The organism is Burkholderia sp. AW33-5, assembly GCF_053427615.1.
Genome location: NZ_JBSAXA010000027.1, coordinates 52,309 through 78,614, shown reverse-complemented (window position 1 = coordinate 78,614; position 26,306 = coordinate 52,309). Strand labels below are relative to the sequence as shown.

Genomic DNA, 26,306 nt, shown 5'->3' with positions numbered 1-26,306 from the left:
TCAGAATCGACCGGGCTTTTTGTTTGGCGTGTGCGTTCGAGCGCGGTGCTCAGTGTGCAGCCGACGCCGCCGCACCCGCATCGCCGCCGCCCGCGCGTTCGGGCTTCGTGATCCAGATCAGTCCGATCAGCAGCACGAAGATCGCCGCGGAGATGTAGAACAGGTCGTTCACGCCGAGTTGCGCGGCCTGCTGCGTGGCCATGTTGTTGATGAGACCGTGCGCCTGGTCCTGCGTCAGCCCGAGGTTGCCCATCTGCGTGACGGCCTGGTTGAACGTCGGATTGTACGGGTTGGTCTGCTCGACCAGTTGCGCGTGGTGGAAATTGTTCCGGTGGTCCCACGCGGTCTGGAAGATCGACGTGCCGATGCCGCCGCACATGATCCGCACGAAGTTCGACAGGCCCGATGCCGCGGGGATGCGGTGGCCGGGCAGGCCGGACAGCGTGATCGACACGAGCGGGATGAAGAAGCCGGCCATCGCGATGCCTTGCACGAGCGTCGGCAGCGTCAGCGACCACTCGTCGACGCCGGTCGTGTAGCGCGAGCGCATCCAGAAGCACAGCGCGAACGTCAGGAATGCGGCGGTCGCGATGTAGCGCGGGTCCGTGCGCGGCAGGAACTTGCCGGTCAGCGGCGACAGCAGGATCGCGAACAGCCCGACGGGCGCCATCACGAGGCCTGCATCGGTTGCCGTGTAGCCGATCTGGGTCTGCAGCCACAGCGGCAGCAGCACGAGGTTGCCGAAGTAGAGCCCGTAGCCGACCGCGAGGGCGATCGTGCCGCCGGTGAAGTTGCGCATCCGGAACAGCGACAAGTCGACGACCGGATGTTCGGCGGTCAGCTCCCAGATCACGAAGAACGCGAACGAAATGACCGCGATCAGCGCGAGCGCGATGATCGTCGTCGACGCGAACCAGTCGAGATCCTTGCCCTTGTCGAGCATGATTTGCAGCGAGCCGACCCACAAGACGAGCAGCGCGAGGCCGACGCCGTCGATCGGCGCGCGACGCACCGTGGATTCGCGCGTGCGATAGATCGACCAGGTGGCCAGCGCGGCGGCGATGCCGACCGGGATGTTCACGTAGAAGATCCACGGCCACGAATAGTTATCCGAAATCCAGCCGCCGAGGATCGGGCCCGCGACCGGTGCGATCAGCGTCGTCATCGACCACAGCGCGAGCGCCATCGGTGCTTTCGCGCGAGGATAGCTCGACAGCAGCAGCGATTGCGACAGCGGAATCATCGGCCCGGCGACCGCGCCCTGGAGCACGCGCGACGCGAGCAGGAACGGCAGGCTCGGCGCCAGCCCGCACATCCACGACGAGATGACGAACAGGATGATCGACGCGAGGAACAGACGAACCTGCCCGAAGCGATCGGTCAGCCAGCCGGTCAGCGGCACGGAGATCGCGTTCGCGACGGCGAACGACGTGATGACCCACGTACCCTGGTCGGACGATACGCCGAGGTCGCCCGAGATGGTCGGGATCGCGACGTTCGCGATGGACGTGTCGAGCACGTTCATGAACACCGCGAGCGATACTGCGATCGTTCCGAGCACGAGTTGCCCGCCCTGCAGGGGCGGGTGGGAGACAGGAGCCTGTGCCATGTCGGTAGTTTTCCGGAAGCGGAGCCGTTACATCATCTTTGCGGTGCCGTTCGACTTCGCCGCGGCCGGTGCCGGTGCGTTGCCGCCGGCATTCTCGGCGATGATGCGCGCGATCTCGGCGTCGGCTTCGTCGCCGTACTTCGCGAACACGCTGGTCTCGTAGACGGTGTTCTTTGCGTTGACCAGCTGGTCGCCGCGCTCGTCCTTGATGTCGACGTCGACCTGCATCGACAGGCCGATGCGCAGCGGGTGCTTCTCCAGGTCCTTCGGATCGATCTCGATACGCACCGGCAGGCGCTGCACGACCTTGATCCAGTTGCCCGTCGCATTCTGCGCCGGCAGCAGCGAGAATGCCGAACCCGTGCCGGCCGAGAAGCCGACGACCTTGCCGTGGTAGACGGCCGACGAGCCGTAGATGTCGGCGGTCAATTCGACCGGCTGGCCGATGCGCATGTGCTTGAGCTGGACTTCCTTGAAGTTGGCGTCGACCCACACAGCGTTCAGCGGCACGACCGACATCAGCGGATTGCCCGGCGACACGCGCTGGCCGACCTGCACCGAGCGCTTCGCGACATACCCGGTGACCGGCGCGGGCAGCACGTTACGCGCGTTTGCGAGATACGCGTCGCGAACTTTCGCTGCCGCGGCCATCACGTTCGGGTGCGATGCGATCGTCGTGTTCGCGGTCAGTGCGCGGTTCGAGGCGAGCTGCTGCTGCGCCGCGTCGACCGACGCCTGCGCGGCGCGCACCGCGTCGCGTGCGTGGGAGATTTCCTCCTGCGATACGGCGCCCGTTTGCGCGACGGCCATCCGGCGGCGCAGGTCGTCCTGTGCCTTCGACAGGTCGGACTGACGCAGCGCGACCTGCGCGCGGTACTGGTCGTCGTTGACGAACAGGCCGCGCACCTGGCGTACCGTCTGCGCGAGGTTGGCCTCGGCCTGCTGCAGCGCGACCTGCGAGTCGGCCGGGTCGAGCACGACCAGCGGGTCGCCGGCCTTGACCGTCTGCGTGTCGTCGGCCTTCACGGCGATCACGGTACCCGTGACCTGCGGCGTGATCTGCACGACGTTGCCGTTCACGTACGCGTCGTCGGTCTCTTCATGGAAGCGCGCGACCAGGAAGTAGTACAGACCGTACGCGATGGCCGCGATCACGATGACCGCGATCAGCAGCGTCATCATCCGTTTGCGCTTCCCGTTGTTCTGCGCCTGTGCGCTGGCGGCGTTTTGTTGAGGGTCGCTCATGGCGATTTTCTCCGTCCGTTATTTCGAGTGTCTGCGTAGTGGTGGCGCCGGATCAGTTGGCGGCCTGTTTTGTCTGCTTGTCGGCGTCGGGCGCGGCGAGCCGCGTGCCGGTCGCGTCGAACCCGCCGCCGAGCGCCTTGATCAGCGCGAGCTGCATGTCGCGCCGGCGCATCTTCAGGTTCGTCACCGTCTGTTCGGACGCGAGGCGGTTGCTGTCGGCGGTCAGCACCTGGAGCTGCGGCGACAGGCCGGCCTTGTAGCGGATCACGGCAAGGTCGTATGCACGCGTCGACGCGTCGAGCGCACGCTGCGCGTCGTCCATCTGGCGATCGACCGCGCGGATCGACGCGACCTGCGTCGCGACGTCGTTCAGCGCGCTGATGAGCGTCTGGTTGTAGTTCGCGACCGACAGGTCGAAGTCTGCATAGCGGCCCTTGAGCTGCGCGCGCAACGCACCGGCATCGAAGATCGGCAGGTGGATGGCGGGGCCGAACTGCGCCTGGCGGCTCGCGAAGTTCAGGAATTTGCCCCAGCCGAACGCATCGAAGCCGAAGCCGGCAGCGAGGTTGACGTCGGGGAAGAATTCGGCCTTCGCTTCCTTCACGTCGTGCATCGCGGCCTCGACCTGCCAGCGCGCGGCGACGATGTCGGGACGGCGCGACACGAGGTCGGCCGGCAGGTTGCCGGGCAGCGCGACTTCGCCGGTCGGGTTCATCACGGGCGCGGCGATCTGCAGCCCACGGTCCGGCCCCTTGCCGAGCAACGCGGCGAGTTGGTAGCGCACGGTCGTGATCTGGCCGTCGAGGTCGGACAGCGACGCCTGGGTCGTCGCGATGTTGCCGCGCGCGGTCTGGCGCTCCACGTTGGTGTCGAGGCCGGCCGATACGCGGCCGTCGGTGATCTTGCCGACCGTTTGGCGGTTGGTGATCTCGCGTTGCGCGATGTCGCGCAGCGCATACAGTTGCGCAAGCGAGTTGTAGGTGCGGGCGACCGACGACGCGAGCGTGATGCGCGCCTGCTGCATGTCGGCTTCGGCGGCTTTTTCCTGCGACACGGCCGTATGCAGGCGCTCGCGGTTCTTGCCCCACAGGTCGAGATCCCACGACGCGCTCGCGAGCGCGTTGTTCTCGCTATACCACTGGCCGCCGTACGGCGGCGGGAACAGCGCATTCGACGAATACAGCTCGCGCGTCCACGAATAGCTGGCTTCGGCCTTCGGCATCAGGTTCGAGCGCGACGATTCGATGTACGACGACGCCTTCGCGATGCGCGCCTGTGCCTGCGCGATCGACGGGCTGCCCTGGAGCGCCTCGTCGATCAGCTTCGGCAGCTGCGGATCGCCGAACTGGTTCGCCCAGTCGAGTGCCGGCCACTGGCCGCCCTGGGCGGGCAGGCTCTGGGCGGTTTCGAATTGCGACGCGGGAGCGATCTGCTTGTCGCTCTTGATGCCGATGTAGTTTGCGCAGCCCGCCAGTGCCAGCGCGGCGACCGCGGCGGCAACGGCGGCGCGGCACGACCCGGCGCGCACGGACAACGGGGAGGATTTCATCGCGCTGTTCCCTGACTCGGAATGAATGATGGACACTGCAAGGATTTCCTTACATTAATCTGTCGAAAGTAATTGTTATGGCAACTATTACGTGACGCTACCGCCGGCGGTCTCGCAATAGTTGCTGAGAATGCGGCGCAGCATGCTCTTCAGGAACCCGACTTCTTCAGGCGTAAAACCGTCCAGCAATTGGTCCAGCACGCTGCGGAACACCGGCGGCAACCGTTCCGCCAGCGCGCGGCCTTCGTCGGTCAGCTCGAGACGCACGACCCGTCGATCCTCGATGCTGCGCACACGGGACAGCAGGCCACGCTTCTCGACGCGATCGAGCAGGCGCGTGACCGCGCTCGCGTCGATCCCGTATTCCCGGGCGAGCTCCGCGGCCGTCGAGCATTTGCCGACCGCGATCATGAACAGCATGCTCGCCTGCGTGCCCGTGATGCCGAGCTCTTCCTGCGTGCGCTGCGTGACGAGGTTGGTCATCACCGATTTCACGCGCGACATCAGATAACCGACGCTGTCGTTCATCTGGTACGAGGACAGCGGCGAAACAGGCGATTGGGAAGGAGAATCCGACATAAAACCCTGAAGCTGCAATAGTTGACTAGGCAGCAGTATAGGCACAATTGCTTGCCGCGGCAAATGTTAATCGAACGGGCGAGGGCGTGCTCCGCGTCTCGAAATTCCCGTGTCGTCGTCAGGGTTTTCGGCTTGCCGTCGGCGGTGTCGGCCGGTCGATGTGCCGGCTCGATTTACCGGTCTGCGACGAGGGCAGGGAGGCGTCGTTTGCTGCGTTGCAAAGGCAGTCCGGCTTTCGACATCCTCACGTGCTATAATTTGCGGTTTCCAAGCTGCAACGCGCGCGCACGTGTCCCGGTGACTGACGAGCGTGCGCGTTTGCGCGTTCAACGATTTCCAGGTTTCTATGACCCGCGCCCTTCGCAACATCGCCATCATCGCTCACGTCGACCACGGCAAGACCACGCTCGTCGACCAACTGCTCCGCCAGTCCGGCACCTTCCGCGAGAACCAGCAGATTGCCGAGCGGGTGATGGACTCGAACGACATCGAAAAAGAGCGCGGGATCACGATTCTCGCGAAGAACTGCGCGGTCGAATACGAAGGCACGCACATCAACATCGTCGACACGCCGGGGCACGCGGACTTCGGTGGCGAGGTGGAGCGCGTCCTGTCGATGGTCGACTCGGTGCTGCTGCTGGTCGACGCCGTCGAGGGTCCGATGCCGCAAACGCGCTTCGTCACGAAGAAGGCGCTCGCGCTCGGTCTGAAGCCGATCGTCGTCATCAACAAGATCGACCGTCCGGGCGCGCGGATCGACTGGGTCATCAACCAGACCTTCGACCTGTTCGACAAGCTTGGCGCGACGGAAGAGCAGCTCGACTTCCCGATCGTCTACGCATCGGGCCTGAACGGCTACGCGTCGCTCGATCCGGCGACCCGCGAAGGCGACATGCGTCCGCTGTTCGAGGCGATCCTCGCGCACGTGCCGGTTCGCCCGGCCGATCCGGAAGCGCCGCTGCAGCTCCAGATCACGTCGCTCGACTTTTCGACGTACGTCGGCCGGATCGGCGTCGGCCGCATCACGCGCGGCCGCATCAAGCCGGGTCAACCGGTCGTGATGCGCTTCGGTCCGGAAGGCGACGTGCTGAACCGCAAGATCAACCAGGTGCTGTCGTTCAAGGGCCTCGAGCGCGTGCAGGTCGAGTCTGCGGAAGCCGGCGACATCGTGCTGATCAACGGTATCGAAGACGTCGGCATCGGCGCGACGATCTGCGCGGTCGATACGCCGGAAGCGCTGCCGATGATCACCGTCGACGAGCCGACGCTGACGATGAACTTCCTCGTCAACTCGTCGCCGCTGGCCGGCCGCGAAGGCAAGTTCGTGACGAGCCGCCAGATCCGCGACCGCCTGATGAAGGAACTGAATCACAACGTCGCGCTGCGCGTGAAGGATACCGGCGACGAAACGGTGTTCGAAGTGTCGGGCCGCGGCGAACTGCACCTGACGATTCTCGTCGAGAACATGCGCCGTGAAGGCTACGAGCTGGCCGTGTCGCGTCCGCGCGTCGTGATGCAGGAAATCGACGGCGTGCGGCACGAGCCGTACGAGCTGCTGACCGTCGACGTCGAGGACGAGCATCAGGGCGGCGTGATGGAGGAGCTCGGTCGCCGCAAGGGCGAAATGCTCGACATGGCGTCGGACGGCCGCGGTCGCACGCGTCTGGAATACAAGATCTCGGCGCGCGGCCTGATCGGCTTCCAGAGTGAATTCCTGACGCTGACGCGCGGCACGGGCCTGATGAGCCACATCTTCGACTCGTACGCACCGGTCAAGGACGGCTCGGTCTTCGAGCGCCGCAACGGCGTGCTGATCTCGCAGGACGACGGCGCCGCCGTGGCGTACGCACTGTGGAAGCTGCAGGATCGCGGCCGCATGTTCGTGAAGCCGGGCGACGCGCTGTATGAGGGCATGATCATCGGTATTCACAGCCGCGACAACGACCTCGTCGTGAACCCGATCAAGGGCAAGCAGCTGACCAACGTGCGTGCGTCGGGCACCGACGAAGCCGTGCGTCTCGTACCGCCGGTCCAGATGTCGCTCGAATACGCGGTCGAATTCATCGACGACGACGAACTCGTGGAAGTGACGCCGCAGTCGATCCGTCTGCGCAAGCGCTTCCTGAAGGAGCACGAGCGTCGCCGCGCGAGCCGCGAAGGCGCGGTCGACTAAGCATTGGCCGTTCCTGTGCATGACGAAAAAGGCTGCCTCCGGGCGGCCTTTTTTGCATCTGCGCAGTGTGCAATCGGGCGGGTTGCAAAACACTGTTCCCGCGAGCCGCGGCAATCCGGCGAAACCCCGTCACGCGGTGCTTTCAGCCGCATTTCGCCGTGAACTTCGGTATCGGTTCTGTGATATGCTGCGCGCACGCAAGTTTTAGGTCCTTCCAAGCAAGACTTGATTCGCAATCCGCTAAACGGTCAGGCCGTGTCGCGGAAGGTTGAGTAACCCGCTATTTCTCGAGAAGCTCGAAGAAAGGTGAGCGTAAAATGTCAGATGTAATGAAGCAGTTTCAGCTGAACTCCTATCTGTTCGGCGGCAATGCTTCGTACGTTGAAGAACTGTACGATGCATACCTCAACAATCCGGCATCGGTGCCGGAGAACTGGCGAGAGTATTTCGACGCGCTGCAGAACGTGCCTGCAACCGACGGCTCGAACGCCAATGACGTTGCTCATTTCCCGATCGTCGAATCGTTTGCCGAGCGTGCGAAGGCCAATGCCTTCATCCCGCGCGAAAGCACGAGCAATCTGGCGACCGCGCGCAAGCAGGTCCACGTCCAGTCCCTCATCAGCGCATATCGCTTCCTCGGCTCGCAATGGGCCAATCTGGATCCGCTGAAGCGTCGCGAACGTCCCGCCATCCCCGAACTCGAACCCGCGTTCTACGACTTCTCCGAAGGCGACCTCGACCAGACGTACAGCGCAAGCAACCTGTATTTCGGTTTCGACCAGGCTTCGTTGCGCGACATCGTCAAGGGCCTGCGTGACACGTACTGCGGCACGATCGGCGCCGAATACATGTACATCAGCGATCCGGAGCAGAAGCGCTGGTGGCAGGAGCGCCTGGAATCGACCCGCGCGACGCCGTCCTTCTCGATCGACAAGAAGAAGCACATCCTGAATCGCCTGACGGCAGCGGAAGGCCTCGAGCGCTATCTGCACACCAAGTACGTCGGCCAGAAGCGCTTCTCGCTCGAAGGCGGCGAAAGCTTCATCGCGGCGATGGACGAAGTCGTCCAGCACGCAGGCAAGACCGGCGTGCAGGAAATCATCATCGGCATGGCGCACCGCGGCCGTCTGAACGTGCTGGTCAACACGCTGGGCAAGATGCCGGCCGACCTGTTCGCCGAATTCGAAGGCAAGCACGTCGACGACCTGCCGGCAGGTGACGTGAAGTACCACAAGGGCTTCTCGTCGGACGTGTCGACCGAAGGCGGCCCGGTCCACCTGTCGCTCGCGTTCAACCCGTCGCACCTCGAAATCGTGAACCCGGTGGTCGAAGGTTCGGCGAAGGCACGGATGGACCGTCGCGGCGACGAAGACGGCCTGCAGGTGCTGCCGGTGCAGATCCACGGTGACGCGGCCTTCGCTGGCCAGGGCGTCGTGATGGAAACGCTGAACCTCGCGCAGACGCGCGGTTACGGCACGCACGGCACGCTGCACATCGTCATCAACAACCAGATCGGCTTCACGACGTCCGACCCGCGCGACGCGCGCTCGACGCTGTACTGTACCGACGTGGTCAAGATGATCGAAGCGCCGGTGCTGCACGTGAACGGCGACGATCCGGAAGCCGTCGTGCTCGCGATCCAGATCGCGATCGACTACCGGATGCAGTTCCACAAGGATGTCGTGATCGACATCGTCTGCTTCCGCAAGCTGGGTCACAACGAGCAGGACACGCCGGCGGTCACGCAGCCGCTGATGTACAAGAAGATCGCGCAGCACCCGGGCACCCGTGCGCTGTACGCCGAGAAGCTCGTGCAGCAGGGCGTGATCACCGCCGAAGACGCCGACAACTACGTGAAGGCGTACCGCAAGGCGATGGACGACGGCCACCACACCGTCGATCCGGTCCTGTCGAACTACAAGAGCAAGTACGCGGTCGACTGGGTTCCGTTCCTGAACCGCAAGTGGACGGATGCAGCCGATACGGCCGTGCCGCTCGCCGAACTGAAGCGCCTCGGCGAACGCATCACGACGGTCCCGGAAAACTTCAAGGTCCACCCGCTCGTCGAGCGCGTGATCAACGACCGCCGCAACATGGCGCGCGGCGACCAGCCGCTCGACTGGGGCATGGGCGAACACCTCGCGTTCGCGTCGCTCGTCGCATCGGGCTACTCGGTGCGCCTGACGGGCCAGGACTCGGGCCGCGGCACGTTCACGCACCGTCACGCGGTGCTGCACGACCAGAACCGCGAACGCTGGAACGACGGCACGTACGTGCCGCTGCAGAACATCGCCGACGGTCAGGCGAAGTTCACGGTGATCGACTCGGTGCTGTCGGAAGAAGCGGTGCTGGGCTTCGAATACGGTTACTCGACCGCCGAGCCGAACACGCTCGTGCTGTGGGAAGCCCAGTTCGGCGACTTCGTCAATGGCGCGCAGGTCGTGATCGACCAGTTCATCTCGTCGGGCGAAGTGAAGTGGGGCCGCGTGTCGGGTCTCACGATGCTGCTGCCGCACGGCTACGAAGGCCAGGGCCCGGAACACTCGTCGACGCGTATCGAGCGTTTCCTGCAGCTGTGCGCCGATCACAACATGCAGGTCGTTCAACCGACGACGCCGGCACAGATTTTCCACCTGCTGCGTCGCCAGATGATCCGTCTGTTCCGCAAGCCGCTGATCGTCGCAACGCCGAAGTCGCTGCTGCGCCACAAGGAAGCGGTGTCGGACCTGTCGGAACTCGCGAAGGGTTCGTTCCAGCCGGTGCTGGGCGAAACCGACGGCGGCATCGACGCGAAGAAGGTCAAGCGCGTGCTGGTGTGCTCGGGCCGCGTGTACTACGACCTCGTCGCGCATCGCCGCGAAGCGAAGGCGAACGACGTCGCGATCATCCGTATCGAGCAGCTGTATCCGTTCGCGCACAAGCAGTTCGAAGCCGAAATGAAGAAGTACGAGAACGCGACTGAAGTGGTCTGGGTGCAGGACGAGCCGCAGAACCAGGGCCCCTGGTTCTACGTCGAGCACCACCTGAAGGAAGGCATGAAGGAAGGGCAGAAGCTGGCATACAGCGGCCGTCCGGCTTCGGCCTCGCCGGCGGTTGGCTACTACGCGAAGCACTACGAGCAGCAGAAGGCCCTCATCGAAGGTGCGTTCGGCCGCCTGAAGAGCGCATCGATCGCGAAATAATCGACGTCAAGCGAAACGGGAAGGCGCGTAGCGCTTTCCCGTGTCTTTTGGGCCGCCGGGCGCGTCGCGCGCCGCACCGGCCGAAGGAATCGCACGAACCTCGTCATTACCCAGATTAAGCATCCAGGAAAATCACATGGCTATCGTAGAAGTCAAAGTCCCCCAGCTTTCGGAGTCGGTTTCGGAAGCCACCATGCTGCAGTGGAAGAAGAAGCCGGGCGAAGCAGTCGCGCAGGACGAAATCCTGATCGAACTCGAGACCGACAAGGTCGTGCTCGAGGTGCCGGCACCGGCCGCGGGCGTGCTCGCGCAAGTGCTGCAGAACGACGGTGACACGGTCGTCGCCGACCAGATCATCGCGACGATCGACACCGAAGCGAAGGCAGGTGCTGCCGAAGCAGCGGCGGGCGCCGCCGAAGTGAAGCCGGCCGCAGCACCCGCTGCAGCCGCACCGGCAGCACAGCCGGCTGCCGCGGTTGCATCGAGCTCGGCAGCCGCATCGCCGGCCGCAGCGAAGCTGCTGGCCGAGAAGGGCCTGTCGGCAGGCGACGTCGCAGGTTCGGGCCGCGACGGCCGCGTCACGAAGGGCGACGCGCTGGCCGCGGGCAGCGCACCGAAGGCTGCTCCGGCCGCCGCACCGGCGAAGACCGCCGCTGCAAAGCCGTCGCTGCCGGAAGTGAAGGTGCCGGCGTCGGCCACGACGTGGCTCAACGATCGTCCGGAACAGCGCGTGCCGATGTCGCGTCTGCGTGCGCGTATCGCCGAGCGTCTGCTCGAGTCGCAACAGACCAACGCGATCCTGACGACGTTCAACGAAGTCAACATGGCTCCGGTCATGGAGCTGCGCAACAAGTACAAGGACAAGTTCGAGAAGGAACATGGCGTGAAGCTCGGCTTCATGTCGTTCTTCGTGAAGGCGGCCGTGCATGCGCTGAAGAAGTTCCCGCTCGTGAACGCGTCGATCGACGGTAACGACATCGTCTATCACGGCTACTTCGACATCGGTATCGCCGTCGGCTCGCCGCGCGGCCTCGTGGTGCCGATCCTGCGCAATGCCGATCAACTGAGCCTCGCGGACATCGAGAAGAAGATCGCCGAATTCGGCCAGAAGGCGAAGGACGGCAAGTTGTCGATCGAGGAAATGACGGGCGGTACGTTCTCGATCTCGAACGGCGGCGTGTTCGGCTCGATGCTGTCGACGCCGATCATCAACCCGCCGCAGTCGGCCATCCTCGGCGTGCACGCGACGAAGGAGCGCCCGGTCGTCGAAAACGGCCAGATCGTGATCCGTCCGATCAACTACCTGGCACTGTCGTACGACCACCGGATCATCGACGGCCGCGAAGCCGTCCTGTCGCTCGTCGCGATGAAGGACGCGCTGGAAGATCCGGCACGCCTGCTGCTCGACCTGTAAGCCGAGTCTCACTGCATTGACCCGCTCCGCACGCTCGCGTACACGCGCGACCGTGCGGGCGTACAAGTAGAAAGGATTGTCATGTCCAAGGAATTTGACGTCGTCGTGATCGGCGCCGGCCCCGGCGGCTACATCGCCGCGATTCGCGCCGCGCAGCTCGGCAAGACCGTTGCCTGTATCGAGAAGTGGAAGAACCCGGCCGGCGCGCTGAAGCTCGGCGGTACCTGCCTGAACGTCGGCTGCATCCCGTCGAAGGCGCTGCTCGCGTCGTCGGAAGAGTTCGAGAACACGTCGCATCACCTGGCCGACCACGGCATCACGGTCGACGGCGTGAAGATCGACGTCGCGAAGATGCTCGGCCGCAAGGATGCGATCGTCGAGAAGATGACGAGCGGGATCGAGTTCCTGTTCAAGAAGAACAAGATCACCTGGCTGAAGGGCCATGGCAAGTTCACCGGCAAGACCGACGCCGGCGTGCAGATCGAAGTGAGCGGCGAGGGCGAGGCCGAAGTCGTCACCGCGAAGAACGTGATCATCGCGACGGGTTCGAAGGCGCGTCACCTGCCGAACATCCCGGTCGACAACAAGATCGTTTCGGATAACGAAGGCGCGCTGACGTTCGACTCGGTGCCGAAGAAGCTCGCCGTGATCGGCGCAGGCGTGATCGGCCTCGAACTCGGCTCGGTGTGGCGTCGCCTGGGCGCCGAAGTGACGGTGCTCGAAGCGCTGCCGGCGTTCCTCGGCGCAGCCGACGAAGCGCTCGCGAAGGAAGCGGCCAAGCTGTTCAAGAAGCAAGGCCTCGACATCCATCTCGGCGTGAAGATCGGTGACGTGAAGACGACGGCGAACGGCGTGTCGATCGCCTACACCGACAAGGACGGCAACGCGCAGACGCTCGACGCCGACCGCCTGATCGTGTCGGTCGGCCGCGTGCCGAACACCGACAACCTCGGCCTCGAGGCGATCGGCCTGAAGGCGAACGAGCGCGGTTTCATCGACGTGGACGACCACTGCCGTACCGCGGTGCCGAACGTCTATGCGATCGGCGACGTGGTGCGTGGCCCGATGCTCGCGCACAAGGCGGAAGACGAAGGCGTGCTGGTCGCGGAAGTGATCGACGGCCAGAAGCCGCACATCGACTACAACTGCATTCCGTGGGTGATCTACACGTACCCGGAAATCGCATGGGTCGGCAAGACGGAACAGCAGCTGAAGGCCGAAGGCCGCGAGATCAAGTCGGGCAAGTTCCCGTTCTCGATCAACGGCCGCGCGCTCGGCATGAACGCGCCGGACGGTTTCGTGAAGATGATCGCGGACGCGAAGACCGACGAACTGCTCGGCGTGCACGTGATCGCCGCGAACGCGTCGGACCTGATCGCGGAAGCCGTGGTGGCGATGGAGTTCAAGGCGGCGTCGGAAGACATCGCCCGCATCTGCCATCCGCACCCGTCGATGTCGGAAGTGATGCGCGAAGCGGCGCTCGCCGTCGACAAGCGCTCGCTGAACAGCTGAGCATGGTGTAGCGCCTGCCGGCCATCGGCCGGCGCAGCCGTCTCATGACGAAGGCGGGCGGGGTTTCCCGCTCGCCTTCGTTTTTTCCGGTTTGCCCGATGAACGTCACCGAATACTACACGCGCGAACTGACCACGCGCGGCTATCAGTCCGATCCCGCCCAGCGCGCGGCCGTCGATCGCCTGCAGTGCTGTTTCGACGAGTGGGTCGAATACAAGGCGCGTCGCTCGAACGCGTTCAAGAAGCTCATCAATCATCCGGACCTCCCGCGCGGCGTCTACATGTGGGGCGGCGTCGGCCGCGGCAAGAGCTTCCTGATGGACAGCTTCTACGCGGTGGTGCCCGTGCAGCGCAAGACGCGCCTGCATTTCCACGAATTCATGCGTGAGGTACACCGCGAACTCGAGGAGCTGAAAGGGCAGGCCGATCCGCTCGACGAGCTCGCGCGACGCATCGCGAAGCGCTACCGGCTGATCTGCTTCGACGAATTCCACGTGTCGGACATCGCGGACGCGATGATCCTGTACCGGTTGCTCGATCGCCTGTTCAACAACGGCGTGCAGTTCGTGATGACGTCCAACTACGATCCCGACGATCTGTATCCCGACGGCTTGCATCGCGACCGCATGCTGCCGGCGATCGCGCTGATCAAGCAGAAGCTCGACGTGCTGAACGTCGACGCGGGCGTCGACTATCGCCAGCGCACGCTCGCGCAGGTGCAGATGTACCACACGCCGCTCGGCGCGGACGCCGATCGCGAACTGCGTCATGCATTCGCGAAGCTCGCCGCGGTGCCCGACGAAAGCCCGATCCTGCATATCGAGAAGCGCGAGCTGAAGGCGCTGCGCAAGGCCGACGGGGTCGTCTGGTTCGATTTCGCGACGCTGTGCGGCGGCCCGCGTTCGCAGAACGATTATCTCGAGCTTGCCAGCCGCTTCCATGCGATCGTGCTGTCGGAAGTGCCGCAGATGTCGCCGCGGATGGCGTCCGAGGCGCGGCGCTTCACCTGGCTCATCGACGTGCTGTACGACCACAAGGTCAAGCTGCTGATGTCCGCGGCGGTGCCGGCGGAGCAGTTGTACGTCGAAGGGCCGATGGCGAACGAATTCGCGCGCACGGTTTCGCGGATCGTCGAGATGCAGTCGAAGGAATACCTCGAGACGCCGCGCCGCATCGTCGATACTTCGCTGACCTGATCGCGGTTTTCCGCAAATGACGGACTTCAAACGTCAATTCCGGTTAAATTATCGCGATCTCGGGGTAATTTCGGATTTGTCTTATGTTCATGGTTGAGGGCTGTCGATATCGTTGAGTCATGGTTCCTAAGGCTGGAGATGTCCATGACACCGTATCGCGATCTGACCGACCATGAGTGGCGCTGCGTCGTGCCGCTTCTGCCCGAAATGCAGCCGCGCACCGAGTTGCGCGGCCGTCCGTTGGCCAACACGCGCGCCGTCCTGAACGGCGTACTCTGGGTGATTTACAGCGGCGCGACCTGGTCCGCGATGCCGCGTCGCTACCCGTCGTACCAGACGTGCCATCGCCGCTTCAAGGTGTGGCACGAGACCGGCACGTTGATGCAGGTGATGCGCGAGCTGTATGGCGACGCCGGCGTGAATCTGTGCAAGGAGCTGGCCACGCGGATGCGCAAGCACGCGCAGTCGAAGGCGGCGGAGGTGCGCAGTGCTGCGGCGCCGGCGTATCGTGCACCGGGCGGCTATGCGGCGGATGCGCTGAAGCGTGCGGCATGATGCCGGCCGAATTCATTCGCGCCCGCATCAAAACAAAATCGGCCTGACGACATCGTCGCAGGCCGATTTTTCATTACGTTGCGCGTATCGACGCGCGTCGCGTTATTGCGCGCGAACCCAGGTCTGCGACCGGCCGAGCAGCGACACGCCGATATAGCCGCGCACGACGAGCTTCTGGCCGCCGTCTTCGAGCGACATCTTGCACTTGTAGACCTTGCCGTTTTCCGGGTCGAGGATATTGCCGCCGTCCCAGTGGTCGCCGTCCTTCTTCATCGCCTTGATGATCGTCATGCCCTTGATGAGCTGATCCTTGCGCTCGTCCGTGCATGCAGTGCAGCGGCGATCGGGCGTGTCGTTGGCGCCGAGGCCCTTGACGACCTTCCCAGACAGCGAGCCTTCGCCGTCATCGGCGATCTGCACGAGCGCCTTCGGCTGATGCGTGTTGTCGTCGATCGTCTGCCACATGCCGACGGGGCTGTCGGCTTGGGCGAACGTAGGGGCGGCGCAAGCGAGCAGCGCGCTTGCAATGGCCAGCGTGCGCAACGGGGGGGGCAGTTGAATCATCGTCTTCCTCCTTGTTTCATGTCGTATTCGATGCGCTCGCACGACCGTCTGCATGGGGCGGTGGCATGTTGCGAGCTTTGCCAGAATACGTGAAACCGCGCGCTGCGTTTGATAGAGGGGGCTCTAATCCAAACGGCCCGCGCGACGCGGGCTGTTTGGTGACCGATCAGTTGAGCTGGTACGAGAACGCGGCATTCACGCGTGGGCTGCGCGATGCGCTTTCAACCGGCGCATCGCCGACCGGCTTCGCGATATTCAGGTCGAGACTGTAGTAACGGCTGTCCGTAAACCGCACGCCGATACCGACCGACGACAGGCGGCTCGGCGACGGCGTGCCGGTATGCAGATACACGCGCGCCATGTCGTACGCGATGTACGGCGTGATGGATTTCATATACGTCCAGCCCGGCGTGAATCCGCGGTTGACCTCCAGCGACATCCCCCAGCCCGAGTCGCCCGACGTTTCGCCGGGCTGATAGCCGAGCGCATAGCGCGTCGAACCGAACGAGATCTGTTCCGACGTCGGCAGCGAGTCGGGGCTGTACTGGCCGGTCAGCGAGACCGACGTGCCGATCTTGAACGGCCATTCGTTGGTCTGCGTGAAGGTTGCGCCGGTGCGCACGAACGTCAGCGAGATCGGGCTGTCCACCGATGTCGTGTTCGAGCCGATCGTGATGTCCTGCGATTTCGACGCACCGAGAATGTTGAAACCCTTCGCGACGTTGACGCTCAGCTTCTGTACCTGCTTGGCCGCCACGCTTGTGTAGTCGAGCTGCATTTGCAGCACGCGGACCTGCGAGCGCGTGTCGATGCTGTTGCCGCTGATCTTGTTCTGGTAACGGTCCTCGTTGTGCGACGCATAGCCCGACACGGTGCCGAGCAGGCTGCGCTGGTTGTTCAGCAGCAACGGATAGGATGCCGAAAGACCGAGCTTCTCGTTCTTGACCGTGCGCTCGACGGTCGACGGCAGGCCCGGGTTGTCGGTCGGCTTGCCGCGATACGTGCTGGCGTCGAGGCGCGTGACCAGCCCGCTGCTGCCGACCGGCACCGCGCCGCTGAACGCGACGTAGGTTTGCTTGTCGCGTCCTGGCGGCACCAGCGCGGAAATGCTCAGTTGCTCGCCGAACGACGTGAGGCCGTTCTCCGTCGCGGTGATGAGGCCCTGGACGCCGGGGTGATTGAAGTCGATGCCGGTGCTGATGTTGAATGCCTTGCGGTCGACGGCCAGTTCGAGCGTCGTGGCGCCGTCGGTCGTTTGCGGCGGCGGCACATTGGCCTTCACCGTCACGCCGGGCAGGAGGCCGAACGTGTTCACGTAGCGTTCGAACGTCGCGCGGCGCAGCGGGCGATCGGCCGTGATGTGCGCGGCGATCGCGCGGATTTTCGATTCCATCGCGCCGGGCTTGCCGGTGACCTTGACGTCCGACACATAGCCTTCGACGACCGTGACGCGCACGACGCCGTTCTCGAACGTCTGCGCGGGAATGAACGCGAACGACAACGCATAGCCGCGATCCTGATACAGCTTGGTCACGCCGTTCGCGGTTTCGATCAGCTCGCCGATCGTGATGTCCTTGCCGACGAGCGGCGTGAAGCGACGCGAGATTTCGTCGAAAGGCACCGACTTCACGCCTTCGACCTGGAACGTCGTCGGCGTCAGGTGCCGCGACAGCAACTCCTGCAGTTGCGGTGCCTGCGGCGCGACCTGCACGGTGACGCTCGGGCCTTTCTGCGGTGCGTTGATCTGGGGGAGCGAATCGAGCGGATTACCTGCCGCGCGCGTCTGTGCATGTGCCGTGCCTGCCGCCGTGATGGCGAGCAGCATCATCCATCTGTCGAGTCTGGATTTCATTGTTCTTCCTCGTAGGCCTTGCTTTTCGTCTTCTTTCTAATGCGGGCGCGCGACACCAGGGTGTCGCGCGCCGCGTGCCGCATTTGCCGGTTGTGTTTGTACGGCCGCGCCTCATGCTCCGGCTGCAAAGGCGCGACCGTCCTCCTTACTTGCCAACGCTACCCAGCGTGCCCAGCAACCCCGTTACCGGCGCGAGGAGCCCCGTCGAGCTGCCCGACGATGCCGTCCCCGTCACGCCACCGACGAGCGACGTGACCGGTGCGAGCGGATTCGACGAAGCCCCGGACCCCGCTGCACCGCCGACTGCTCCGGTGACAGTATTCAGCAAACCGGTGACGGGCGCGAGAGGGTTTGCCCCGCCTGCGCCACCCGTTGCGCCGCCGAGCGTGCCCGTCAGCGTCGACACGAGACCGGTGACCGGCGCGAGCGGGCCGCTGCCCGAGCTGCCCGTTGCGCCACCGACTGCGCCGGTGAGCGAACCGAGCGGCGTCGAACCGAGACCGGACAGCAGGCCGCCGAGCGGGTTCGTCGAGCCGGAGCCCGACGACGAGCCGTTTTGTACGTTGGCCGTCGAGCCGCCGACGAGGCTCGTGATCAGGCCGGGGATCGGCGCCGCGCCGTTCGGCCCGTTCGGGTTCACGAGGCCGCCTGCGTTGGTCACGGTGTTGCCGACCGCGGTGACGAGCTGGCCGACATCGCCGACGAGCGGCTGATTCGACGTGCTGCCGACCTGCTTGCCCGCCGAGCTGATTGCGCCGCCGATCTGGCCCAGCAGGCCCGACACCGGTTGTCCGAGACCCGTGGTCGTGCCGACCTGCTGCGTGACCTGGCCCGCGGTGATCACCAGCGGCGTGATGGCCGAGCTGAGCGGCTGCGTTACTTGCTGCACGGCACCCGACGACAGCGTCGAGCCGATCGTCGTGCCCGCGGCCGACAGGCCGTTGGCGACCGTGTCGAGCACGGTGCCGACCGGCGTCGTGACGGGGGCGAGCGGTGCGAGCGGACCCGTGCCGAGCGCCTTGACCGTCGAGCTCAGTCCGGACACGGTATTGCTCGTCGCGCCGACGACATTCCCGAGGCCGGCGACCGTCGTGCCGACGGGATCCTTGATCGAGCCGGTCTGTCCGAGCCCGTTGCTCAACGCATCGGCGGCCGCGTTGATGATCGTGCCGGTGCTCGAGACGGTGCTGCCGACGCCCTTCGTCACGCCGTCGCCGAGGCCCGGCAGGCTGACGTTGCCGATCGTGCTGCCGAGATCCGTTGCGGTCTGGCCGACCGTGCTGACAGCGCCCTTGGTGCCGGTGGACGAGCCACTGGTGCCGCTCGTGCCGCTGGTACCGCTCGTGCCGCTGGAGCTGCCGCCGTTGCTGCTGGTCGGCGGCGTGCTGACGCTGTTGCCGCCGCAGGCAGCCAGCAGGCACGCCGCGGCGAAGGCGGTGAGGGGCACGCGCCACTGGCGCAGGACGACCGTCGTGATGGAACGTTGCTGGGACATGATGGACTCCTCGCTGTCTTGTCGATGAATGGATGTTCGATTACTTGCCGTGCGTGCCGCCGAGCAGGCCGCCGATCAGCGACGTGACAGGCGCGAGCAGGTTCGAGCCCGAGCCCGAGTTCGTGACACCGCCCGTGCTGCCGCTCAGTGCCGGAACGCCGACCGTGCTGGTGACGGAGGACACGGCGCCCGTTACGGGGGCGAGCGGGTTGCCGGCGCCTGCGCCGCCCGTTGCGCTGCCGAGCGCGCCGGTGACCGTGGAGACCAGGCCCGTGACCGGCGCGAGCGGACCGCTGCTGCCGCCGGCCACGCCGCCGAGTGCGCCCGTGACGGTGGAGACAAGGCCGGTGACCGGCGCGAGCGGGCCGCCGCTGGTGCCGCCCGCCGCACCGCCGAGTGCGCCGGTGACGGTGGAGAGAAGGCCGGTGACCGGCGCGAGCGGACCGCCGCTCGTACCAGTCGTCGCGCCGCCGAGCGCGCCCGTGACGGTCGAGACGAGACCCGTAACCGGGGCAAGCGGGCCGCCGCTGGTGCCGCCCGTCGCGCCGCCGAGCGCGCCGGCGACGGTCGAGACGAGGCCCGTAACCGGGGCAAGCGGACCGCCGCTGGTGCCGCCCGCTGCACCGCCGAGCGTGCCGGTGACCGTCGTGAGGAGGCCCGTGAGCGGCGCGAGCGGGTTGGTTGCGCCGCTGGTGCCGCCCGTGAACAGGCCGCCGACGGTCTTCACGGTATTGCCGGTCGACGAGACGGTGTTGCCGAGGCCGGTCGTGACGGGGTTGCCGCCCGTCGATGCGATCAGCGCACCGCCCTGGTTCAGGCCGTTGCCGATCGTCCCGAGCAGCATGTTGAGCGGGGCGCCGAGGCCGGTGGCCGTCCCGATCGTCTGCGTCGTCTGACCGACCATCGTCGTGATCGGCGTGATCGCCGAGCTGACCGTCTGCGTGACCTGCTGGATCGGGCCGGTCGACAATACGTTGGACAGCGTGGTGCCGCCGTTCGATACGGCGTTGCCGACCTGCGTCACGAGGCCGCCGACGGCGCCGGTGACGGGCGCGAGCGGCGACAGCGGGCCGGTGCCGAGGCTCGTGACCAGGTTGCCGGTTTGCGTGACGGCGCCGCCGAGCTGGTTCACCACGCCGCCGGTGCTGGCGACCGTGACGCCGATCGGGTCCTTCGTCGCGCCGAGTTGGCCGAGGCCGTTGCCGAGGCCATTGCCGAGCGCCGTCACCGCGCCGCCGACGTTCTGCACGATGCCGCCTGCCGCCTGCGTCGTGCCCGGGTTGACGCCGGGCAGCGACTGGCCGGCGATCACGGAGCCGAGGCCGGATACGGTGCCGCCGAGATTCGTGACGAGATTGCTGCTGCTTGCGAGGACGGTTCCCACCGCGTTCGACGACACACCGGAGGTGCCGCTCGTGCCGCTGCTCGTTCCACTCGTGGTGCCGCTGGTGCTGCCGCTCGTCGAGCCGCTCGTGCTGCCGCTGGTCGAGCCGCTGGTGCTACCCGACGTGCTGCCGCTCGTCGAACCGGACGTGCCGCCCGAGGTACCGCCGCCCGACGTGGAGACCGAATCGCCACCGCCCGAGCTGGAGCCACCGCTGAGCCCCTTGCTGATGGAGCCGGAGCCGCCGCACGCGGAGAGGGAAAGCATGGCTGCCACGGTGGCCGCGATCATAGTCGTCCGGAGCGTGCCATGAGGGATAACCTGAATGTCCATTTCGTCCTCGCATTGAAGTTGATGTTGTGTTGAGTGATGCGCGGATTACTCTGCAACTGTCGTGCCATTTCGATGGCCGAGAGTTCGATGATTGGTTTTAAACGAGGCAATTCCTTGTCGGAAAAGGGATTTAGGCAAATTGAAAGATTGTTGAATCTGTTTAAGAGCAGTCAAATGAGAACGGTTTCGGCCGTTTCGTAACGTAACGTCACAACATTGGCGTTACGCGTGCGGCGTAACGTGAGGGGCGGGCAGGGCTGGCGGGCGGTCTGATTGTTTTACTGGTGGATTAGGTGTGCACATCTAACCTATCGTAAATCCTATGTGTAAATCGTACCGAAACACCGTACAAATACGTTGTGCTCCCGGAAAGTTTGTTCGGCCCGGTCTTAAAAGAGGTTGGAAGTTAAATAGGAACGGATATAGAATCCGGAGCAGGTGTAAGGAAATGTACAGTTCGGTACACGACGTTCGAGGAGGGTCACTATCGCGAATGTTAACTTGCATCAAATTGTGATACGCACCCCTCGGGGTGACATATAAAGAAAGCGCACTCGGCTGTCGTTTCACATGTGTAACGAACGGCGCGAGGCAAGGGCCAGATATACGGGGACGCACAACGTATAAAAGGCCAAAGAACGTACACACAGGCACGAGGAATTAAAAAATGAAAGCACTCATCAAGCGCTTCCTTAAGGAAGAAGACGGGGTTACCGCGATCGAGTATGGTCTGATTGCGGGGCTGGTCGCTGTCGCCATCATCGCCGGTGTATCGTCGCTCGGCACCAATCTCAATTCGATGTTCTCGACCATCGGCACGTGCGTCAGCACGGTCGGTAGCTCGGGCACGGCCGCGGCGTGCAAATTGGGTTAAGCAGTCCCAATCATTGTCTTTCGGCGTGATATCGGGCGGCTTGCTGCGGCGAGCCGCTCAACTTATATCCGCGACCGGTCTGGCGCGATGGCATATCTATTTTCTATCGGGGCGTTCCTGGCCTGGGCAGTGCTCGTCACGGCCAGTGATATTCATTCCCGGCGTATTCCGAATTTGCTCGTTGTCGGCGGGTTGGTCGCCGCATTTGCAAGCGCCTTTTACGGTGCAAATCCGTTCGGCATCGGACGCGTCCAGGCGCTGTTCGGCACGTTCGTCGGTCTGGTGGGCCTTCTCCCGTTCTTTTTCCTGGGGGTGATGGGCGCGGCCGACGTGAAGGTGTTTGCCGTCCTCGGCGCGTGGTGCGGCGTTCATGGCCTGATGTGGCTCTGGATCGCCGCAAGCCTTGCGGCGGGGATTCACGCGCTTGCCGTGCTGCTGTTGTCTCGCACGTCGCTCGGTACGTTGTGGCGGCGTGGCGCACCGGCGTCGACGATCGGTCGATATCGCGCGACACCTTATGGCGCGTGCCTTGCAATCCCTGCGGCTGTATGGCTCGTCTGCCTCGTCGCGGGTGGGAGCGTGCGATGAAACGGCAGAGAACGCGTTGCGGATACGGGCGGCAGCGCGGAGCGACCGCAGTCGAATTCGCAATCATATTTCCGCTTTTCTTCGTGATCTGCTACGGGATCATTTGTTTCGGAATGGTTTTCGTGATTCAGCAAAGTTTGACGTTCGCCGCCAGCGAAGGCGCGCGCGCGGCCTTGAATTACGCCCCGGATTTGACGACTCGAACCGCGAAGGCGCAGGCCACCGCGAAAGACGTCGTCGGCTGGCTGAATATCAGCGCGCCGAATGTCGTGGTGAAGGCGCCTGCATGCAAATACGACGCGTCGCTGTATTGCCTGTCGGTAACGGTGAGCTATTCGCCGCAAGCTTGGGTAACGACCATGCCCTTCGTGGGCACCATTCTGACCCAGCCGCTGACAAGCACGGCAGTCGTCCAGATTTCGCAGTCGTTGCTTCAATGAGTTGCGCATCGCGACGAGGCGGTTTTTTGTCGTGTTAATTGTCAGACAAAAAGATTTGCACGGACCTTATCCGGTATCCATTCGACAACATGGCCAATAACGTAACGAAGATCATCGCGGGGCTGCTGATCGCGATCGCCGTTCTGCTCGGAATCTATGCATGGATGCTCGGGCGCAGTTCGTCTAGTCCTGTCCCGGCGCAACCGGCAGCGGTCGCGACCCCGGTGCCGGTCGTGGTTGCGACGCGCACGTTGTCGGTCGGTCAGCCGATCGCCGCGGACGCGTTGAAGATTCAGCCGACCGCACCAGCGCCGGCAGGGGCGTTTTCCGATCCGGCCACACTGGTCGGTCGCGTACCGGCACGCGACATTCCGGCATCGACACCCGTCGTCTCGGGCGCACTGGTGTCGGGCCTTGCCGAGGACGTCGAGCCGGGCGAGCGCGCAATCGCGGTTCGCGTCGACGAGACCAATGCGGTCGGCAACCGCCTTCGGCCCGGCAATTTCGTCGACGTGTTCCTGAACCTGAAGCGGGAAGGAGGTGGCGCGATGTTCGACGGTGAAGTCTCGCAGACGCAGGCACGGCTCCTGATGTCGAAGGTTCGCGTGCTGTCGTTCGGCGACGCGACGCCGGATCGCGACAGCGGCAACAACACGAACGGCAGCAATGGCCAGCCGAGCAACACGCGCATCGCGGTACTCGCGGTGCCGACCGCGCAGGTCGATGCGTTGACTCTCGGCGAGGCGAGCGGCCGGCTGACGCTCGCGCTGCGCAACCCGCGCGACGACGAGCTCGCGACGCAGACGGTGGCGGTGCGCACGGACAACAAGCTGTCGCCGTCGGCGCTTGCCGCGGCCGGCGTATCGCTGCAACAGCTGTCCGGCACGTCGAGGACCGCTGTGGCCAACGTGAACGTGCCGCCGCTGCCGTCGCGCCTGCCGCCTGCGATGCGAGCCGGCGGCAGCGGCAACGGGGGCGGGGGCAGCATCGAGGTGATCCGCGGCGGCCGGTCGGAAACGGTCGCGTATTGAACAACATCGATGGCAATCGATATCGGCGAAGACAAGTAAAGGCCGTGCGACGGTCCAACAAACAATGAAAAACACACTGATTGCATTCGCGATTGCGCTCTGGACCCTGACATTCGCCTCCATTGCAAGCGCGAGCGGCACGATCGAGCTCGCCGTCGGCGCGCAGCGGCAGATTTCCGCCGGCCACGCGCTGCAGCGGGTCGCCGTCGGCGATCCGGCAATCGCCGATGTGCTGATCATGAAGGGCAGTCGTTCCGGTTCGGTGCTGCTGACCGCGAAAGCGCCGGGTGCGACGAACGTGATGTTGTGGGAGCGCGGTCGCGACGAGCCGACGGTGTGGAGCGTGGAAGTCGTCGACGCGGCGGCGCAAGCGGTACTCGACGGTTCTACGCCGCAGGTGAAGGCGTACGGCGGGACGTCGGTGCTGCGGGGAACGTCGGCATCGCTCGATGCTCACGATCGGGCCGCAGCGGTCGCCAAAAACATGAGCCCCAAAGGCACGGTGATCGATCGCTCGACGCTGGCCGGCAAGAACGTCGTGCAGGTCGATGTGCGGGTGGTGGAATTCAGCCGTTCGGTGCTCAAGCAGATCGGCTTCAATTTCTTCAAGCAGAGCAACGGCTTTTCGTTCGGTTCGTTCGCACCGGGCGGCGTGCAATCGTATAACGGCGCAGCGGGCCCGGGCACGGGCTCATACATTCCGACGCTTGGCGCGCCGGTCGCGTCAGCGTTCAACCTGGTTGTGAACGCAGCAGGACGAGGCATCTTCGCCGACCTGTCGCTGCTCGAAGCGAACAACATGGCGCGCGTGCTCGCGGAGCCGACGCTCGTCGCGCTGTCCGGTCAGAGCGCCAGCTTCCTCGCGGGCGGCGAGATTCCGGTGCCGGCGCCGCAGGGACTCGGCTCGACCGCGATCCAGTGGAAGCAATACGGCGTCGGGCTGTCGCTGACCCCGACGGTGTTGAGCCCGAGCCGGATCGCGCTGAAGGTCGCACCGGAATCGAGCCAGCTCGATTTCGTGAACAGCGTGACGATCAGCGGCGTCGCCGTGCCGGGGATCACGACGCGTCGTGCCGATACGACGGTCGAACTCGGTGACGGCGAGAGCTTCGTGATCGGCGGACTGATCGATCGCCAGACATTGTCGAACGTGAGCAAGGTGCCGCTGCTCGGCGACCTGCCGATCATCGGCACGTTCTTCAAGAACCTGAACTACCAGCAGAACGACAAGGAATTGCTGATCATCGTGACACCGCATCTCGTCGCGCCGATTGCGAAGGGGGCGGTATTGCCTGCGACGCCCGGCGAGTTGTCGGAGCAGCGTGACGGGCCGGTGTGGCGATCCTATCTGGGCGGTGCGGCGTCGCCGGATGCGGCACCGGGGTTTTCGAAATGAATCTGAAGCATTGCGCGTCGCGGCACATCGCTACGCCATGCGTAATCGGGGGTGTTCGACATGAATGCACGAACCCAATCATTGTGTGAACCCGCCGTGACCGACTACTTCGTTTGTGCGTCGACAAAGGAAGCGCATGTGCGCTGGTTGGCCGATACGCTGGTTTCGGCCGGTGCGGTCGAGGCCGCGTCGCTGGAACCGGGTGTGCTGGCACAGCGCATCACCGGGCTCAATCCGGCCCTTGTGTTCATCGACTTCTCCGAACGCAGCGAAGCGGCGAGCGTCGCCGCGGCCACGGTGCGTGCGGCGCATCCGGGGTTGCCGATCGTCGCGCTCGGCTCGCTCACCCAGCCGGAGAGCACGCTCGCCGCACTGCGCGCGGGCGTGCGCGACTTCATCGACGTGTCGGCATCGGCCGAGGACGCGCTGCGAACGACGCGTGGCTTGCTGTCCCACGTCGGCGAGCCGACGAGCCGCCACGGCAAGGTCGTCGCGTTGCTCGGCGCGCGCGCGGGCATGGGCGTCAGCACGCTTGCCGCGAATCTCGCGGTCTGGCTGCAGAAGCGGGCGCTCGGCCCGGGCGCGACGGGCGGCCCGGACGGCGGCGTGCCGGCCGGTCGCCAGACCGCGCTGATCGACCTGGGATTGCCGGCCGGCGACGGCGCGCTGTTCCTGAACACGCGCTGCGAATTCCACTTTATCGATGCCGTGCAGAATCTGCGCCGCATCGATCGCACGTTCGTGAACACCGCGCTCACGCGACACCAGAGCGGCGTCGCACTGACGACGCTGCCGCCGGACCTCGGCGGATTGCGCGACGTGTCCTATGCGTCGTGCATCGGATTGCTGAACCGTTTCCGTGCATTCTTCGACCAGCAGGTCGTCGATCTCGGCGGGTTCTCGAATCGGGAGTTCGTCACGCAGATCGCGGCATCGGCCGACGAGGCGTGGCTTGTCTGCGACCAGGGCGTCGCGTCGATCGTTTCGGCCGCCGACCTGCTCACCGGGCTGCGCGATGCGGGCGTCGATACCGATCGCGTCAAGCTCGTGGTCAACCAGTACGATTCCGCGCTGGACCTGATGCCCGGACAGATCGCCGAGCGTCTCGGGTTGTCGCTGGTCGGCACCTTGCCGGCACGTCGCGTCGCGATCGGCCATGCGGCAAACCAGGGGCGGCTCATCATCGACGCGGCGGAGCGCGATCCGTATGTGCGCGCACTCGAATCCCTCGCCACGCGGCTGCCCGGCGTATCGGGCGTGGCGGGCGCGTCGCGCGCGGCGCCCGGCCTGTCGGCGCTCAAACGCTTCATTCAACCCTCGTCCAAGCGGTCATAA

Annotated in this window: 20 protein-coding genes; 12 read left to right on the top strand and 8 right to left on the bottom strand. The window is 64.8% G+C overall.

Annotated elements, in window-relative coordinates:
- Positions 1–49: 49 nt before the first annotated feature.
- The 4 genes from ACV22V_RS28600 to ACV22V_RS28585 form a co-directional block, all read right to left on the bottom strand.
- On the bottom strand, positions 50–1,609 hold the full coding sequence (locus tag ACV22V_RS28600; RefSeq protein ID WP_057924316.1) for a DHA2 family efflux MFS transporter permease subunit: 1,560 nt from the start codon (positions 1,607–1,609) through the stop codon (positions 50–52).
- Positions 1,610–1,636: 27 nt separating this feature from the next.
- Positions 1,637–2,854, bottom strand: coding sequence for an HlyD family secretion protein (locus tag ACV22V_RS28595; RefSeq protein ID WP_059701462.1), 1,218 nt, complete (start codon positions 2,852–2,854; stop codon positions 1,637–1,639).
- A 52-nt stretch (positions 2,855–2,906) separates the two neighbouring features.
- On the bottom strand, positions 2,907–4,403 hold the full coding sequence (locus tag ACV22V_RS28590) for an efflux transporter outer membrane subunit (protein ID WP_059691811.1): 1,497 nt from the start codon (positions 4,401–4,403) through the stop codon (positions 2,907–2,909).
- 87 nt (positions 4,404–4,490) lie between these two features.
- Positions 4,491–4,982, bottom strand: coding sequence for a MarR family winged helix-turn-helix transcriptional regulator (locus ACV22V_RS28585; RefSeq protein WP_059691810.1), 492 nt, complete (start codon positions 4,980–4,982; stop codon positions 4,491–4,493).
- A gap of 346 nt (positions 4,983–5,328) precedes the next feature.
- Between ACV22V_RS28585 and typA the strand changes: the two genes are divergently transcribed.
- From typA to ACV22V_RS28555, 6 genes are all read left to right on the top strand, one after another.
- A complete protein-coding gene (typA, locus tag ACV22V_RS28580) occupies positions 5,329–7,155 on the top strand; it encodes a translational GTPase TypA (protein ID WP_059533039.1) in 1,827 nt (608 codons plus the stop codon).
- A 317-nt stretch (positions 7,156–7,472) separates the two neighbouring features.
- Positions 7,473–10,337: a 2-oxoglutarate dehydrogenase E1 component gene (locus ACV22V_RS28575; protein WP_059533036.1), complete on the top strand. Its 2,865-nt coding sequence runs from the start codon at positions 7,473–7,475 to the stop codon at positions 10,335–10,337.
- Positions 10,338–10,473: 136 nt separating this feature from the next.
- A complete protein-coding gene (gene odhB / locus ACV22V_RS28570) occupies positions 10,474–11,751 on the top strand; it encodes a 2-oxoglutarate dehydrogenase complex dihydrolipoyllysine-residue succinyltransferase (protein ID WP_059691809.1) in 1,278 nt (425 codons plus the stop codon).
- An 81-nt stretch (positions 11,752–11,832) separates the two neighbouring features.
- The gene (lpdA, locus tag ACV22V_RS28565) at positions 11,833–13,263 is read left to right on the top strand and encodes a dihydrolipoyl dehydrogenase (protein ID WP_057924323.1); all 1,431 of its coding nucleotides are present in this window, start codon (positions 11,833–11,835) and stop codon (positions 13,261–13,263) included.
- A 98-nt stretch (positions 13,264–13,361) separates the two neighbouring features.
- Positions 13,362–14,459, top strand: coding sequence for a cell division protein ZapE (gene zapE, locus ACV22V_RS28560; protein ID WP_059533030.1), 1,098 nt, complete (start codon positions 13,362–13,364; stop codon positions 14,457–14,459).
- A gap of 144 nt (positions 14,460–14,603) precedes the next feature.
- The gene (locus tag ACV22V_RS28555) at positions 14,604–15,014 is read left to right on the top strand and encodes a transposase (protein ID WP_059691808.1); all 411 of its coding nucleotides are present in this window, start codon (positions 14,604–14,606) and stop codon (positions 15,012–15,014) included.
- 102 nt (positions 15,015–15,116) lie between these two features.
- Here ACV22V_RS28555 and ACV22V_RS28550 read toward each other — a convergent pair whose 3' ends face one another.
- The 4 genes from ACV22V_RS28550 to ACV22V_RS28535 all read right to left on the bottom strand — a co-directional run bounded on the left by ACV22V_RS28550 (position 15,117) and on the right by ACV22V_RS28535 (position 20,642).
- Positions 15,117–15,578: a DUF2147 domain-containing protein gene (locus ACV22V_RS28550; protein ID WP_448016176.1), complete on the bottom strand. Its 462-nt coding sequence runs from the start codon at positions 15,576–15,578 to the stop codon at positions 15,117–15,119.
- 166 nt (positions 15,579–15,744) lie between these two features.
- Positions 15,745–17,430, bottom strand: coding sequence for a ShlB/FhaC/HecB family hemolysin secretion/activation protein (locus ACV22V_RS28545; protein ID WP_448016175.1), 1,686 nt, complete (start codon positions 17,428–17,430; stop codon positions 15,745–15,747).
- Between the two features lie 145 nt (positions 17,431–17,575).
- Positions 17,576–18,925, bottom strand: a complete 1,350-nt coding sequence (locus tag ACV22V_RS28540) for a collagen-like triple helix repeat-containing protein (RefSeq protein ID WP_059533016.1) — start codon at positions 18,923–18,925, stop codon at positions 17,576–17,578.
- Between the two features lie 40 nt (positions 18,926–18,965).
- Complete coding sequence (locus ACV22V_RS28535) at positions 18,966–20,642, bottom strand: collagen-like triple helix repeat-containing protein (RefSeq protein ID WP_448016174.1); 1,677 nt, start codon at positions 20,640–20,642, stop codon at positions 18,966–18,968.
- 667 nt (positions 20,643–21,309) lie between these two features.
- On the opposite strand from ACV22V_RS28535, the gene ACV22V_RS28530 reads away from it, so the two are divergent.
- The 6 genes from ACV22V_RS28530 (at position 21,310) to ACV22V_RS28505 (ending at position 26,306) form a co-directional block, all read left to right on the top strand.
- Positions 21,310–21,516 carry a Flp family type IVb pilin gene (locus tag ACV22V_RS28530; RefSeq protein ID WP_059533012.1) on the top strand — a complete coding sequence of 69 codons (207 nt, stop codon included), beginning with the start codon at positions 21,310–21,312 and terminating at the stop codon, positions 21,514–21,516.
- Between the two features lie 87 nt (positions 21,517–21,603).
- Positions 21,604–22,104 (top strand): A24 family peptidase, encoded by a 501-nt coding sequence (locus ACV22V_RS28525; RefSeq protein ID WP_059701449.1) that lies wholly within the window; start codon positions 21,604–21,606, stop codon positions 22,102–22,104.
- Entirely contained in the window at positions 22,101–22,544 is a 444-nt protein-coding gene (locus ACV22V_RS28520; RefSeq protein ID WP_223965043.1) for a TadE/TadG family type IV pilus assembly protein, read from the top strand. The genes ACV22V_RS28525 and ACV22V_RS28520 overlap by 4 nt, the downstream gene beginning before the upstream one ends.
- Positions 22,545–22,633: 89 nt before the next feature.
- Positions 22,634–23,575, top strand: a complete 942-nt coding sequence (cpaB, locus tag ACV22V_RS28515; RefSeq protein WP_448016172.1) for a Flp pilus assembly protein CpaB — start codon at positions 22,634–22,636, stop codon at positions 23,573–23,575.
- 64 nt (positions 23,576–23,639) lie between these two features.
- Positions 23,640–24,971, top strand: a complete 1,332-nt coding sequence (locus tag ACV22V_RS28510; RefSeq protein WP_448016171.1) for a type II and III secretion system protein family protein — start codon at positions 23,640–23,642, stop codon at positions 24,969–24,971.
- A 60-nt stretch (positions 24,972–25,031) separates the two neighbouring features.
- Positions 25,032–26,306: a fimbrial protein gene (locus ACV22V_RS28505; protein WP_059533120.1), complete on the top strand. Its 1,275-nt coding sequence runs from the start codon at positions 25,032–25,034 to the stop codon at positions 26,304–26,306.